The sequence below is a fragment of the Streptococcus sp. SCPM-O-B-23252 (M501) genome (assembly GCF_058200355.1).
Genome location: NZ_JBYQGS010000003.1, coordinates 36,914 through 51,037, shown reverse-complemented (window position 1 = coordinate 51,037; position 14,124 = coordinate 36,914). Strand labels below are relative to the sequence as shown.

Sequence of the window (14,124 nt, the reverse complement as noted above, 5' to 3'; positions counted from 1 at the left end):
CCCTCTTTACCTGATGACATAAAGGAATAGAGTATGGGAAAAAGATTAGTTGATAAGAAAAATCGATTTGGCATTCGCAAGCTCTCAGTAGGCGTCTGCTCTGTAGTCGTAGCGACTTGTTTTTTAGGAGTGACTACCAGTTACGCAGAGGAACAAGCTGAGAGGAGTGAAACTCGCGAAGAACGGGTCGAAACGAGCAATGCAGGAGATCAAGGAAAGGAGGAGAAAACTGTGAACGAGCACCAAGAAGAATCAGAACAGCCCTCACCAGCTACTAGTGAGAAAGAAAATCGCGCAGTTAGCCAAGGGACAGAAGCAAGCCAACCAGCCACTTCTCTAGATGAGGAGCCTGATATTGCGGATTATGGACCACTTCCAAGCAAGGCTCAGATGCAATACCACCGCGAAGAACTAGCAGCTTTCATCCACTTTGGGATGAATACTTACTATGATCGTGAGTGGGGAGATGGGAAAGAAGACCCTTATTATTTCTATCCAGAGCATCTGGATACCGATCAGTGGATCAAAACACTCAAGGATGCTGGCTTTAAACGAACCATCATGGTCGTCAAGCACCACGATGGCTTCCTCTTGTACCCTTCTAAATACACTGACCATACCATTGCTAAAAGCGGTTGGAAGGAAGGAAAAGGCGATATCCTAGCCGAGGTTTCTGCTTCTGCCAGCAAGTATGACATGGATATGGGGGTCTACCTCTCGCCTTGGGATGCTCACAGCCCGCTCTACCATGTGGATACAGAGGACCAATACAATGAATACTATCTCAACCAGCTCAAAGAAATCCTTGAAGATCCAAAATATGGAAACAAGGGCAAGTTCGTAGAAGTCTGGATGGATGGAGCGCGGGGCGATGGGGCTCAAAAAGTCACTTATACCTTCGATAAGTGGTTTGATGCCATTCGTAAGGCCCAAGGGGACATTGCCATCTTCTCAGCTGAGCCCACCAATGTTCGTTGGATTGGAAATGAAAAGGGAATTGCTGGAGATCCAGTTTGGCATAAGGTCAATCCAGATAAGATCCGCAACAATCCATCCAATAGCTATCTCAATCACGGGGATCCGGAAGGGAAGCAATACTCAGTGGGAGAAGCGGATGTTTCTATTCGCTCCGGCTGGTTCTACCATGACAATCAAGAGCCTAAGTCCTTGCGCGAATTGATGGATATTTACTTCAAATCAGTCGGCCGTGGAACCCCGCTCTTGCTTAATATTCCACCCAATCAAGATGGGAAATTTGCGGATGCCGATGTAGCCCGTTTGAAAGAATTCCGTCAGACCTTGGACCAGCTCTACAGTGTGGACTATGCGGCAGGAGCTTTGGTCGAAGCTGACTCGACACGACGCAATGCTCATTATTCAGCCAGCCATTTGACAGATGGGGATGAAAAGACCAGTTGGGCACCTGCAGATGATGCCAAGACCGGCTCTTTTGTCCTCGATCTTGGAAAAGAGCAACACTTTGATGTGGTAGAGCTCAAGGAAACGATCGAGAAAGGCCAACGGATTTCTGGTTTCAACATTGATGTGGCTGTGAATGGTCAATGGGTTCCTTTTGGGGCTGGTTCAACCGTAGGATATCGCCGTTTGATCAAAGGGCAACCAGTTGATAGTCGCTATATCCGGGTGTCCATCACCGATGCCCAAGCTACTCCAATCTTGAACGGAGTCTCTGTCTATAAGACGCCAGCTAGCATTGAAGAAACCGATGGTTATCCGCTTGGTTTGACTTATCATTCTGACCGGACTGCTGAGCGGGCCAATGGCCAATGGAATGAAGAGGGAGAAGGCGTTCGAGGCACCTCTATGTGGACCAAGGAGAAAGGAGCTTCGGTGACCTATCAATTTGAAGGCACCAAGGCCTATGTCGTCGCAACTGTCGATCCTGGTCATGGGGAAATGGATGTCTATGTCGATGGCCAAAAACTAGCGACGGTCAATACCCAAAGCCCAAGCCGCAAACGCAGTCAAAAGGTCTATGAAACACCGGACTTGGCAGCAGGATCCCATACCTTGACCTTGGTCAATAGCAAGGGGGATGCGATCGCAACGGAAGGGATTTATGCCCTTAACAACCAAGAAAAGGGTCTCTTTGAGTTTGCTCAGCCAACCCTAGCTGTTAAGAAAGGCGACCCAGCGCAAGTCGTCGTCAAGAGAAAAGGTGGCTCTAAAGGAAGTGCCAGTCTTAAATTGATCACAGAACCAGGAACAGGGGTTCATGGCAAGGTCTACAAAGATACCAACGTCACCCTTGAGTTCGCAGATGGCGAGACAGAAAAAACAGTCCAAGTTCCAACCCTTGATTTTGCAGGGAAAGCGACCGACGTCTATGACTTTAAGGTCAAATTGCTCCATCCGGATCAAGGAAGTCTGGTCGGCTTTATTCCAGAACTGACAGTCCAAGTGATGAACGAGGACCAGTTGCCAGAAAATCGCAAGGAAGTAGATGACCAAGATCCGAAACTGCATTACAGTGAGGGTTGGCAGCACGAGACAGACAATACAAACTTCTCAAATGGCACAGAATCTTGGTCCAGCTTTAACCAAGTGACCGATGAAGAAGGCAAGAAACACATTGAAGTGACCATTACCTTTAAGGGAACAGGCGTGGAGGTCCGAGGAGTGGTCGATCCAAGCCATGGTCTCTACAGCGTCACTCTGGATGGAAAAGAAATAGCCTTCGAAGAAGGGCGTGGTCATGATTATGAGATCGAAGGCGATCATTATTTCAGTGGCTACGGAGATCAACGCAAGCTCGACCAGAGTTTGGTCAATCTACAAGGTCTAGCAAAAGGCTACCACCAGCTACGTCTGCATCTGGATCCAGCCCTCAATGACCCTCAATCATCCAGAGCCATCCAGGTAGACCGATTTATCCTATCAGGGAAAGATAGTCAGTTGCTCAGTCAAGAAGAGCTGCAACAGATCATCAGAGAAGGAGTAGAAAAGATCAAGGCTACTTCTCTCGATCGCTTGAAAGCAGATCTCAAACCGACGGTTCAAGGACAATTGACGGACTTGACTCAGTTGTTGGATCAAGAGCGACCAGATTTGGTTGCTGCAGCTAATCAAGTCGAAGCCCTTGAAACCATCTTAGGAGATGTTCACAATTATGAACCGCTGACGCAGACACGCCCAGACGAAGGTGTTCGGGATTTGGTTCTTGAAAAGCCAGAACTTCTCATCGAAGCAGAAGAAATTCCATTTGAAAGTCAAACACGTGAGAACAAGGACTTGGCCAAGGGCGAAAGCCGGATCCTTCAAGCAGGGAAGGTCGGACGCCGATTGAAATTGATTGAGGTTCGACAAGAAGAAGGCAAAGAAATTCGGACAGAAGTCGATGCCTTTGTCGAAGTGGGGGCCCAGGATCAGATTACGGAAGTCGGGACGAAGGAAGTAGAAGAAGCTCCTATGATTCCCGAAGTGCCGCTACCAACAAGTCCTAGTGAAGATTCACAAGAAACAAAACAGCTCCTTCCTCCAGAAGACAAAAAAGAAAGTGGAATTGCTCCAATTTTGAAACCGACTGCTTCGAAAGAGACTCCTCCTTCTCCTGTGGTAGAAGCCGTAAATCCAGACCCTGTGCAGTCCCAAGAAAAACTGCCACAGACAGGATCAGAGAAGGCAAGTTTCTTAGCTTGGATCGGACTACTCGGCTTAGGTTTCTTAGGCGGAAGAGTGAAATACGCTCGTCGGAAATCCTAAAGTCCCTTCTACAAGAGGTTAGCAATAGCTAGCCTCTTTTTTTGCCTCCTTCTGGCTAGCAACAAGGGGTCTTCAGATTCTATCTCGACGTAGTCTTTGCTTTATTTACAGGCGCAAAAATTGTATAATAGTCAGATAAGGTCAAGAATGACATCATGGATGGTGAGACCATTTTTGATACTCTGAAAAGCAGAGAGCTTATCTAGAATGAAAAGGTTAGAAAGGAGCATCATGGCAAGTAAAAATACATCAGATAGCATTGAGGCCTATATCAAGTCGCTACTGGCTCAAGCAGGCATCGCAGAGCTCAAGAGAAGCGAATTAGCGGATGTTTTCCAAGTTGTTCCTAGTCAAATCAATTATGTGATCAAGACCCGCTTTACCGAAAGTCGAGGCTATATCGTAGAGAGCAAGCGTGGAGGCGGAGGTTACATCCGGATTGGCAAGGTCCAATTTTCAGATCAACACCAGATGCTAGAAGAGCTTGGCGCAAGCATCGGAGAACAAATCAGTCAGACTGTTTTTGGCGATATCCTTCAAATGCTATTTGAAGAAAAACTCCTTACAAAGAGAGAGGCAGAGCTTTTGTCAGTGACGACAACAGACGAGGTTCTGGGAAGTGAAGCCCATCGCTTAAGAGCCAATATCCTACGAAAAATTATCCAACAAGTCGATAGAAAGGGAATGTAATCTCCTTATGAACTATTCAAAAGCCCTATTAGAAACGATTGAAGCCGCTCAAATCTTGGCGGGTCATTTTGAGTCCCAAACGCTAGATACCTGGCATATCCTAGTAGCCTTAGCCAATAATCCTTATAGTGTAGCTGGTTCCGTCTTAAGTGACTATCCTATGCAGATTGATGATTTTCAAGATGCGGCTGAGCACATTACGGGTCAAGTCTACCAACGGGATGGCCGCTATGAGGTATTTCCTTTTTCTTTCCGTGTCGAAGAAATCATGAAACGTTCCCAAGAGATTGCCCAGGCAGTCCATGCCAAAAGTCTTGGAACAGAGCATGTCCTCTTGGCGCTTCTTTTAGAACGGGGAGCCTTGGCTTCTCAAGTATTGGAGTATGTCGGCTTCCGCTATGATGATCAGGAAGAGGGCATTAAAATCGTCGAGCTTCGGAAGAGTTTGGAACAACGAGCAGGTTGGGACAAGGAAGCTGTCAAGGCCATTCGTTCGCTCTATCGGGCCCAGCAACCCAATCGTCAAACCATGGGAAATATGATGGGCATGCCAGCCTCTACCAGCGGTGGTTTGGAAGACTATACCCGAGATCTGACAGAAATGGCTCGCAATGGCAGTTTGGAACCGGTGATTGGTCGAGGTCAAGAAATCTCGCGGATGATTCAGATTTTGAGCCGCAAAACGAAAAATAATCCGGTCCTTGTCGGGGATGCTGGTGTCGGAAAGACCGCTCTAGCCTTGGGCTTGGCTCAACGGATTGCCAGCGGAGATGTCCCGACGGAGCTGGCTAAGATGCGGGTCTTAGAGTTGGACTTGATGAATGTTGTCGCAGGGACGCGGTTCCGTGGAGATTTTGAAGAGCGGATGAACAACATCATCAATGATATCGAAGAAGATGGCCATATCATCCTCTTCATTGATGAGCTCCATACTATTATGGGCTCTGGCTCTGGGATTGACTCCACCTTGGATGCGGCCAATATCTTGAAGCCAGCCTTGGCCCGTGGAACCCTACGGACCGTAGGAGCCACTACGCAAGAAGAATACCAAAAACACATTGAAAAAGACGCTGCTCTGTCACGCCGCTTTGCTAAGGTCTTGATTGAGCAACCCTCTGTTGCAGATAGCATTGCGATTTTGCAAGGGCTCAAGAAGACCTATGAACGTCACCACCGTGTTCATATTACGGATGCGGCTATTGAGACAGCTGTTGTCTATGCCAATCGTTATTTAACCAGTCGCCTCTTGCCTGACTCCGCCATTGACCTCTTAGATGAGGCGGCAGCGACCGTGCAAAACAAGGGGCCTCAAGCCGGTCTTCAGTCCGACTTGACAGCTGCTGATCAAGCCTTACTCAAGGGGCAATGGAAAAAAGTTGCTCAGTTACTAAAAGAAGATGTCAGTCCAAAAGGCTACCAGCTAGAAGTCAAGGAAGAGGATATCCTAAAGACGCTTAGTCAATTGTCAGGCATTCCTGTGGAGAAACTAACCCAAACAGCAGCTAAGAAATACCTTGAATTGGAAGCAGAACTTCATAAGCGCGTGATCGGTCAGGATCAGGCTGTCTCAAGTATCAGCCGAGCGATCCGCCGTAATCAGTCGGGAATTCGGTCTCACAAACGGCCAATTGGTTCCTTCCTCTTCCTCGGTCCGACTGGGGTCGGAAAAACCGAGCTGGCGAAGGCGCTGGCTGAAGTCCTCTTTGATGACGAGTCCGCTTTGATCCGCTTTGATATGAGTGAATACATGGAGAAATTTGCGGCCAGTCGTCTCAACGGTGCCCCTCCAGGCTATGTCGGTTATGAAGAAGGGGGCGAGTTGACGGAAAAAGTCCGCAACAAACCTTATTCAGTCCTCTTGTTTGATGAGGTGGAAAAAGCCCATCCAGATATCTTTAACGTTCTCTTGCAAGTATTGGATGACGGTGTCTTGACCGACAGCAAGGGACGCAAAGTAGATTTCTCCAATACTATTATTATCATGACCTCAAACTTGGGAGCTACCGCTTTACGAGATGATAAGACAGTTGGCTTTGGAGCCAAGGGTATTCGCTTTGACCAAGCCAATATGGAGAAACGCATCTTCGAAGAGTTGAAGAAGGCCTATCGACCAGAGTTTATCAACCGGATTGATGAGAAGGTTGTCTTCCATAGCTTGACCAGTGATCAAATGCATGAGATTGTCAAGATTATGGTGAAACCATTGGTTCAATCTCTAGCAGAGAAAGGCATTACTCTGAAATTCCAAGCGTCTGCCCTTAAATGGCTGGCGACTCACGGATATGATCCAGAGATGGGAGCACGTCCTTTGCGCCGGACCATTCAGACCCAGGTGGAAGACTACTTGGCAGAGATCCTCTTGAGAGGAGAAGTGGCTGAAGGGCAAACCCTCAAGGTAGGTGTCAAGTCTGGTCAGCTTAACTTCACGATTGACTAGGAGGATATGCAGTGCCTCTCAAACGCTTGACCCGAATCACCCTCTTAGCAGCCCTCTGTGTGGTACTGAGACAAGCCTTTGCCTTCTTGCCCAATGTCCAACCCATTAGTGCCATTTTCTTTTTACTGGTGCTATTTGAAGATTGGCAATTTGCCTGTTTGGTGATGGCGGTCACCATGTTTACCTCGGCTTTTCTCTTGGGGATGAGTCCAGTGGTGCTCGCTCAGATACTGGCCTTTGCCTTCCTCTTGACTCTTTGGCGGGGGCTTTATCGCCACTTGTCTTTGGAAGTCCAAACCCTGGTGGCCGGCATTTTATCCTTTCTCTACGGGATGTTGATTGATAGTGTTTATGCTGTCCTCTATCACATGCCTTGGTGGACCTACGCACTGGTGAATGGCTTTAGCTTTAACCTAGCCCACGCCCTTTCCACCGCCTGTTTTTACCCTCTACTTTATGTAGTATTTAGGAGATTGTATCATGAAAAAAACACTTTATAGCTTCTTTGCTGTCCTAGCAGCTCTTGTATTGGTCAGTTGCGGACAAAGTACACCATCGACTACGGAAAGCTCATCTTCTAGCTCACAAGTAGCCAAAGAAAAACAAATTACCATTACGGTCAGTATCGCCCCTGAAGGGCAAGAAGCTCAAAGCAAGACCTTGAAGGTTGCTGAAAAAGCCAACCTGATGGAAGTCCTGAAAGCTAACTACAAGATTGAGGAGAAGAGCGGCCTCATCACCTCGATCGATGGCGTAGCCCAGGATGAAAGCAAGGGACTCTATTGGATGTACAAGATCAATGGAGAGATGGCACCAAAAGGGGCAGCAGAAACGACTGTCCAAGATGGAGATACCATCGAATTTTATCAAGAAGTTTATCAATAAGAAAAAGAGTGAATGCTTGGAGTAGGGCTCCATTTGTTCACTCTTTTTTTGAAACTAGTTTCTATTTTTATAAGACTTGTAAATCCTCTTGACTTCCCTATAGATGAATGTTACAATTATATTACAAAATGTAACAAATGTTACAAAAGAGAGGTATTGCCATGAAAACGAAAGGAACCTTATTTAGTCTATCTACCCTTGCTCTAACAGCTGCTCTTCTCTTAAGCGGCTGTGGATCAGAAAAGAAAAAGGAAACCAGTCCATCTTCAACTAGTAAAATTGCGCAAGTGAAACAAAGCTCTACTAGTAAAAAGGAAGAGAAAAAGACCACAAGCAAAACCACACAAAGTCAACAAAGCGCTGAGGTAGCACAAACTCCTGCCATCGCTTCGAGCGAAACACAAGCGAGCCAAGAAACTCCGGTGACACCAAGACTTCCAGAAGCCAATCAAGGCCTGGCCCCAAGTCCTAGCAAAGAAACAAAACCAGCAGTGACCCCAGCACCTGAAAAACCAAAACGTCCTAGCTTGGAGGAAGGTCGCACAACTGCCAAAGAGCAAGCCTCTAAGACAGAGAACCCACGCTATAAAGGTGTCTTGAGCTATGCCTCAGGAGATTATTCAGGAGCAGCAGGTAGTTGGACCGACGGTCGTGATACAGGCGTAAGCATCGGACAAGGTGGACAAGTAACCATTCAAACTCCGGGTGGCGATGCAGTGGGCTATACAATTGGAAGCTATGAATACAACTTGGATCAAGGCCATTACCATGCTGGCTTGATTTCCGCCCAAGATGGATCTGCGGCTAGCTTGGATATAGTTGTCGGTCAAGATGGTCAAGTGGCAAGTGTTCAAGTGACAGAAAATGGCCATGCGCATGCCTTGGTTCGGGAATAATGGCTCGCCAATGAGAAAATTAAAAAAATGATTGAAATCAGAGATTCAATTCTGTATAATAACATACAGAGTTGAATCTTTTTAATTTTTATTTTATAAAAATATATTTTTTTATAAAAAGGTATTGACAGATTGAAATTATAGTTTATAATAAAATCATAAGCAAAACATGTTTTGACATTATGATAAAGGAGCCAGTTAGATGAAAGAAAAAGTGGCAGTAGTATTTGGAACGTTTGCCCCCCTTCATCAAGGGCATATTGATTTAATTCAACGGGCAAAACGCCAATGCGACCGCGTTTGTGTGATAGTCTCTGGTTACAAAGGTGACCGAGGAGAAGAAGTTGGCCTTCCTTTGCAGAAACGTTTTCGCTATATTCGAGAAGGTTTTTCAAATGATGAACTTACCCAAATTTATAAATTAGACGAGACAGACCTTCCTCGCTATCCCTTGGGATGGGAACCTTGGTTGAAAACAGCCTTAGAAACGATTCAATATGATTCTGAGAAAGAAGAACTGATCTTCTTTGTTGGAGAGAAGACTTACCAAGAAGAACTGGAAGCGCGAGGTTTTGAAGCTCGCCTGCAGGAGCGTCAGTTTGGCATTTCAGGAACCCTCATCAGAGAGAACCCGAGCAAGTATTGGAAATACATTGCCCAACCCTTCCGTCGTCAGTTTACGAAGAAAGTCCTCATTATGGGGAGTGCCAGTAACGGGAAGACGACCTTGGCAAAGGATTTGGCCCGTTTCTATGATGCGCCAGTGAGCTTAGAATATGCTCGTGAGTATCAAATTAGAAACAATGTACGGGATGATGAACTAACACCAAAAGATTACTATTACCTCTTGTTGGGGCAATACGATCAGACTTCTAAATTAATCGATAGTAGCGCCAATCGAGGGCTAGTGATTGCGGATACGAATTCGCTAGTGACCAAGGGCTATTACGACTACTATATGGCAGTAGAAGGCCAAGAGACCAGTATGACGGATACCTTTGACAACCTATTCGTCAGTATCCTAGCTAAGGAAAAGTGGGATTTAATCTTATTTGTTCAACCCATTGGATCCTATGTCAATGATGGTTTCCGTGATATGACCATGGCAGATGATGAAATTCGCAACAGTTTTTCAAATCACCTGGATCAGCTCCGCCATCAATACCTCTCGGATATTCCTACAGCCTATCTCGGGCAAGACTACTTGGGGAATTATGAAGAAGCGAAACGTGTCATCGATACGATTTATCAAGCTGATTAAAGGAGAAGCAGCATGAAACGACTACAAGAAAAAATTCAAACATTTGGGGAGCATTTAAAAAATGTCCATCGAGAAGCTGGCAAACGTGGCTTCGTAGGGATTATGAAACTCCTTTGGAAAGACCTATTCGCTGGTCGCACTTTGACACAATGGCTCTATTTGCTTGCTTTATCTAGCGTGCCCTTTGTCTTAGAGTTTACCAATCAGGAAGCAAGTCACGATTGGTTAGGGCTCTTTGCCTCCTGGACAGGAATCGTTTGTGTTATACTAGTAGCAGAAGGTCGGGCTAGTAACTATCTCTTTGGAGCAGTTAACTCAGCGATTTACCTCATCCTAGCCTTGAACAAAAACTTCTATGGAGAAGTTCTGACAACCTTGTACTTCTTCGTGATGCAACCAATCGGTCTCTATGTCTGGTTGTCGAATCGGATCAATGACCAAGGAGGAGCAGAAGAGTCTCACTTTGAGGCCAAGAAATTAACCTTAATGGAATGGATCAAGTATTTGGTCCTAACTGCTCTCATTTGGATAGGGATGGGTTATGCTTATAAAAGCATCCACAGCGCTCGACCTTTCCGTGATAGTGTGACAGATGCGACCAATGGAGTCGGTCAACTTCTCATGACCGGTCTCTATCGCGAACAGTGGATTTTCTGGATTGCGACCAACCTCTTCAGTATCTACCTCTGGTGGGGAGAAAGTATCCATATTCAGGGAATGTATTGGGTCTACACCCTCAATAGTTTGGTTGGTTGGTACCAATGGAGTAAAGCAGTGAAAAAGGAGGTTGCTTAGATGGCAACAATCAGCATTCCGGAAGGGATGAATGAAAAGGAATACTACGAGACGGTCGTCAGCGAGGAAGAATTCCTTCGTTGGTATAAGGAGCAGGATCACCCCACCTATGAAAATCCAAGTGTGACAGCAGATATGGTGGCCTACTGCTTTGTGGAGGGGCGCCTAAAACTCTTAGTGATTCGTCGGAAAACGCATCCTTGTCAGCATCGGGTGGCCTTGGTTGGAGGATTCTTGCAAAAGCATGAAGATGCTATCCAGGCTTGTATCCGTGAAGTCCAGGAAGAAGTTGGACTAGAATTGACCCCTCAAAAGGTCGAGCAACTAATGACAGTTTCTACTCCTGGTCGGGACCCTCGGGGTTGGGTCATTACCATTGCTCACTTGGTTTATTTGCCAGCTGAAGCAGTAGATATGGTCCGAGCTGGAGATGATGCCAAAGAAGTTCTCTTTCTCGATGTGGACTTCAAACATGGGGAATGTTCTCTAGATGGCCGTGTCTTGACAGCTGAAGATTTCGCCTTTGACCACTATGAGATTGTCCAAGAATCCATCAAGCGGATCCAAGGGCGCTTGGCTTGGAATCCAACCTTCCTCCATCTTCTAGAAGAGCCTTTCACCGTATACGAAGCAACCGAGTTGGTGAATTTAATCCATCCAGATAAAGAAATTTTGACCAATAATTTCCTTGTGACCTATGGCTCTTACGTTGAAGAAGTGGGTGTCAAGCGGGTACCTAAGAAAAAACCACGCAAGACCTATCGCTGGAAAGAAAGCGAATCTCAAGCGGATCAATAAGATACAAAAACAGCATCAAAAAGTTGATGCTGTCAAATGAAGATAAGTTCTTCTAAAAACTTTCCTTAAGTGGGTACGGACGTCAGCGAACTTCTTCGAAGTTCCATGACTAATTATTGAGCCTAAGGTCTCAATAATTCCGAGTGCCTGAAACATTTGTGTTTCAGGCACTTTTCTCACAGCGGAAAGTTTTAGATTTACTTAACTGACTAAAAAAATTAAGTCAGTTTTTTTTGAAAAACCAGCTAGCTATTTTATGTTAAAAATAGTTAGTACATATTTTAAACAGCATCAATATTTCGATGCTGTTTTTTTGTCATTAAGCTTTTTCTAATTGAAGAAGTTCTTCAATCTCAGCTAGAGTGCTAGCTTGCGAGATGGCTCCGCGGAGTTTGGCTGCGCCTGAGGTGCCACGAAGGTAGTGAGGGGCAAGTCCACGGAATTCACGAACGGCAATGTGCTCACCCTTGAGATTGATCAAGCGCTTCAAGTGTTCATAAGCAATCTTCATCTTGTCTTCGAAAGTCAAATCAGGCAGGATTTCTCCTGTTTCAAAATAGTGATTGATTTGATTGAAGAGGTAAGGATTCCCCATAGCAGCACGGCCGATCATGACCGCATCTGCACCAACTTCTTCAATCCGTTGCTTAGCGTCTTGCACCGTCCGGATGTCACCATTAGCAATAAATGGAATCTTGGTCAAAGCTTGTGCAACCTTGTGAAGGGTCTCAAGATCCGCATGACCTGTATACATTTGTTCCCGGGTCCGTCCGTGCATAGCGAGGGCAGAGACACCTGCAGCTTCGGCTGCGAGGGCATTCTCAACTGCTAGAGAAGGGTCCGACCAACCTGTCCGCATTTTAACAGTGAGGGGGATATCAAGGACGGATTGAACCTTGTTGATAATAGAGTAAATCTTATCAGGGTCCTTGAGCCACATGGCACCCGCTTCGTTTTTGACGATTTTATTGACGGGGCAGCCCATGTTGATATCCACGATATCAGTTCTGGTATTTTCTTGGATAAATTCAGCTGCGCGAGCCAGGCTGTCTTCATCGCTACCAAAGAGCTGAATCGATACTGGATTTTCTCCCTCATCGATATGGAGCATATGCAGGGTCTTTTCGTTATTGTATTGGATCCCCTTGTCAGAGACCATTTCCATGACCACAAGGCCAGCTCCGAGTTCTTTCGCAATGGTTCGGAAAGCTGAGTTGGTCACACCGGCCATGGGGGCTAGGACCGTCCGGTTTGGGATCTCGACGTTCCCAATCATAAAAGGTGTATTAAGATTTGTCACGAATGAGTTCCTCCAAGTCGTTTTCATCAAAGTGGTAGGTTGTCTGACAGAATTGGCAAGTGATTTCCGCACCATGGTCTTCGTCCTTCATTTCTTGAAGGTCTTTGGCTGGTAAGCTTGCCAAGGCATTCATGAAGCGTTCCTTGCTACAGTCACACTGGAAGCGGATCTCTTCTTCTGAGAGACGTTTGTATGGTTCGTCACCGTAGATAGCAGCAAGAAGGGCTTCAATATGGTCGTCAGATGCTAAAAGGGTAGAAATGGCTGGCATTTCTTGGATCCGTTTTTCGAAACGGGCAATTTCTTCTTCCTTGGCATTTGGCAAGACCTGTACCAAGAAACCACCGGCTACCCTGACCTTGTCTTCTTCATCAAGTAGGACATTGAGTCCAACTGCAGATGGCGTTTGTTGGCTTTCAGTCAAGTAATAAGCTAGGTCTTCACCGATTTCTCCAGTGACGAGAGGCGTCATGGAGTGGTAAGGATTGCCTGTGCCGTAGTCGGTGATGACTAAGAATTCCCCATTTCCGACGAATGGTCCGACCACGACTTCACCGGTCGCTGTCTTCTTGATATCCACTCCAGGATTTTGCACGTAGCCTTTGACGTTCCCTTGGGTATCTGCCACGGTGATAATAGCACCCAGTGAGCTAGTACCGAGGATTTTCACCGTTATCTTGGTGTTTCCCTTTTCATTGGCTGCGAGAATTTGACTAGCGATCAGGGTGCGCCCAAGGGCCACTGTTGAACTTGCTTGTGTCTGATGGTATTCTTGGGCTGCTCGCACGGTCTCTGTACTGTCTAGTACAAAGGCACGGAAAGAGCCACTTTCTGAGATAGTTTTGATAATTTTGTCCATATCTTTTATTTTAACACAAAATAGAAAAACAGGCGCAGGCCTGCGCTTGTTTTTTGGGGTTAGGAAGAATTTTAAGACCAAAAATAGTATAATAAAACAAAGGAGGCTAGCATGAACCAATCTTTGAAAGCGGCAGTCTATGGTTTGGCGGTAGCTGATGCATTAGGGGTTCCGTATGAATTTTTAACCCGAGGCAGTTTTAAAGCGATTGAGATGGTGGGCTATGGAAGCCAACAGTAACTGGCTGGAACTTGTTCAGATGATACTAGCCTTGTATTCGCGGCCTATGATTCTTTTTGGGAAAAAGGGAAGATTTCCTCTGCTATATGCAGGAGAGGTTTGAAATTTGCTTGTTAGAGGATGATTTTACAGCAAATGACTTGCTATTTTAAACTTGTAGGAGGACCATGCTTAATCTTTTTAGGTTATCATTTAAAACTCTACCTCGGTTACAAAACAAAAACGCAGAGACATCTTCTG

The 14,124-nt window shown here is 45.9% G+C and carries 12 protein-coding genes; 10 read left to right on the top strand and 2 right to left on the bottom strand.

Annotated elements, in window-relative coordinates:
- The first annotated feature begins 33 nt into the window (after window positions 1-33).
- From AC3E6G_RS07600 to AC3E6G_RS07560, 9 genes are all read left to right on the top strand, one after another.
- On the top strand, window positions 34-3,723 hold the full coding sequence (locus AC3E6G_RS07600; RefSeq protein ID WP_490700763.1) for an alpha-L-fucosidase: 3,690 nt from the start codon (window positions 34-36) through the stop codon (window positions 3,721-3,723).
- Between the two features lie 231 nt (window positions 3,724-3,954).
- Complete coding sequence (locus AC3E6G_RS07595) at window positions 3,955-4,413, top strand: CtsR family transcriptional regulator (protein WP_125335067.1); 459 nt, start codon at window positions 3,955-3,957, stop codon at window positions 4,411-4,413.
- Window positions 4,414-4,420: 7 nt separating this feature from the next.
- On the top strand, window positions 4,421-6,850 hold the full coding sequence (locus AC3E6G_RS07590; protein ID WP_490700762.1) for an ATP-dependent Clp protease ATP-binding subunit: 2,430 nt from the start codon (window positions 4,421-4,423) through the stop codon (window positions 6,848-6,850).
- A gap of 11 nt (window positions 6,851-6,861) precedes the next feature.
- Window positions 6,862-7,350, top strand: a complete 489-nt coding sequence (locus tag AC3E6G_RS07585) for an ECF transporter S component (RefSeq protein ID WP_490700761.1) — start codon at window positions 6,862-6,864, stop codon at window positions 7,348-7,350.
- Entirely contained in the window at window positions 7,331-7,735 is a 405-nt protein-coding gene (locus AC3E6G_RS07580; protein ID WP_490700760.1) for a DUF4430 domain-containing protein, read from the top strand. Before AC3E6G_RS07585 ends, AC3E6G_RS07580 begins: the two co-directional genes overlap by 20 nt.
- Before the next feature lie 161 nt (window positions 7,736-7,896).
- Window positions 7,897-8,631, top strand: coding sequence for a hypothetical protein (locus tag AC3E6G_RS07575; protein ID WP_485762163.1), 735 nt, complete (start codon window positions 7,897-7,899; stop codon window positions 8,629-8,631).
- Window positions 8,632-8,833: 202 nt separating this feature from the next.
- Window positions 8,834-9,892 (top strand): AAA family ATPase, encoded by a 1,059-nt coding sequence (locus AC3E6G_RS07570; RefSeq protein ID WP_490700759.1) that lies wholly within the window; start codon window positions 8,834-8,836, stop codon window positions 9,890-9,892.
- 12 nt (window positions 9,893-9,904) lie between these two features.
- Window positions 9,905-10,687, top strand: a complete 783-nt coding sequence (gene pnuC, locus AC3E6G_RS07565; RefSeq protein ID WP_490700758.1) for a nicotinamide riboside transporter PnuC — start codon at window positions 9,905-9,907, stop codon at window positions 10,685-10,687.
- Window positions 10,688-11,485 carry an NUDIX domain-containing protein gene (locus AC3E6G_RS07560; protein WP_195324221.1) on the top strand — a complete coding sequence of 266 codons (798 nt, stop codon included), beginning with the start codon at window positions 10,688-10,690 and terminating at the stop codon, window positions 11,483-11,485.
- Window positions 11,486-11,804: 319 nt separating this feature from the next.
- Here AC3E6G_RS07560 and dusB read toward each other — a convergent pair whose 3' ends face one another.
- Both dusB and hslO read right to left on the bottom strand, forming a co-directional pair.
- Window positions 11,805-12,785 carry a tRNA dihydrouridine synthase DusB gene (dusB, locus tag AC3E6G_RS07555; RefSeq protein WP_490700757.1) on the bottom strand — a complete coding sequence of 327 codons (981 nt, stop codon included), beginning with the start codon at window positions 12,783-12,785 and terminating at the stop codon, window positions 11,805-11,807.
- Window positions 12,772-13,644, bottom strand: a complete 873-nt coding sequence (gene hslO / locus AC3E6G_RS07550; protein ID WP_490700756.1) for an Hsp33 family molecular chaperone HslO — start codon at window positions 13,642-13,644, stop codon at window positions 12,772-12,774. The genes dusB and hslO overlap by 14 nt, the downstream gene beginning before the upstream one ends.
- 111 nt (window positions 13,645-13,755) lie before the next feature.
- Between hslO and AC3E6G_RS07545 the strand changes: the two genes are divergently transcribed.
- Complete coding sequence (locus AC3E6G_RS07545; RefSeq protein WP_003002006.1) at window positions 13,756-13,884, top strand: hypothetical protein; 129 nt, start codon at window positions 13,756-13,758, stop codon at window positions 13,882-13,884.
- Window positions 13,885-14,124: the final 240 nt, after the last annotated feature.

What these genes read in the sequence shown, in the direction of transcription:
- AC3E6G_RS07600 (WP_490700763.1), top strand. Translation starts at nt 34, where the DNA reads ATGGGAAAAAGATTAGTTGATAAGAAAAATCGATTTGGCATTCGCAAG.
- AC3E6G_RS07595 (WP_125335067.1), top strand. Translation starts at nt 3,955, where the DNA reads ATGGCAAGTAAAAATACATCAGATAGCATTGAGGCCTATATCAAGTCG.
- AC3E6G_RS07590 (WP_490700762.1), top strand. Translation starts at nt 4,421, where the DNA reads ATGAACTATTCAAAAGCCCTATTAGAAACGATTGAAGCCGCTCAAATC.
- AC3E6G_RS07580 (WP_490700760.1), top strand. Translation starts at nt 7,331, where the DNA reads ATGAAAAAAACACTTTATAGCTTCTTTGCTGTCCTAGCAGCTCTTGTA.
- AC3E6G_RS07575 (WP_485762163.1), top strand. Translation starts at nt 7,897, where the DNA reads ATGAAAACGAAAGGAACCTTATTTAGTCTATCTACCCTTGCTCTAACA.
- AC3E6G_RS07570 (WP_490700759.1), top strand. Translation starts at nt 8,834, where the DNA reads ATGAAAGAAAAAGTGGCAGTAGTATTTGGAACGTTTGCCCCCCTTCAT.
- pnuC (WP_490700758.1), top strand. Translation starts at nt 9,905, where the DNA reads ATGAAACGACTACAAGAAAAAATTCAAACATTTGGGGAGCATTTAAAA.
- AC3E6G_RS07560 (WP_195324221.1), top strand. Translation starts at nt 10,688, where the DNA reads ATGGCAACAATCAGCATTCCGGAAGGGATGAATGAAAAGGAATACTAC.
- hslO (WP_490700756.1), bottom strand. Translation starts at nt 13,644, where the DNA reads ATGGACAAAATTATCAAAACTATCTCAGAAAGTGGCTCTTTCCGTGCC.
- AC3E6G_RS07545 (WP_003002006.1), top strand. Translation starts at nt 13,756, where the DNA reads ATGAACCAATCTTTGAAAGCGGCAGTCTATGGTTTGGCGGTAGCTGAT.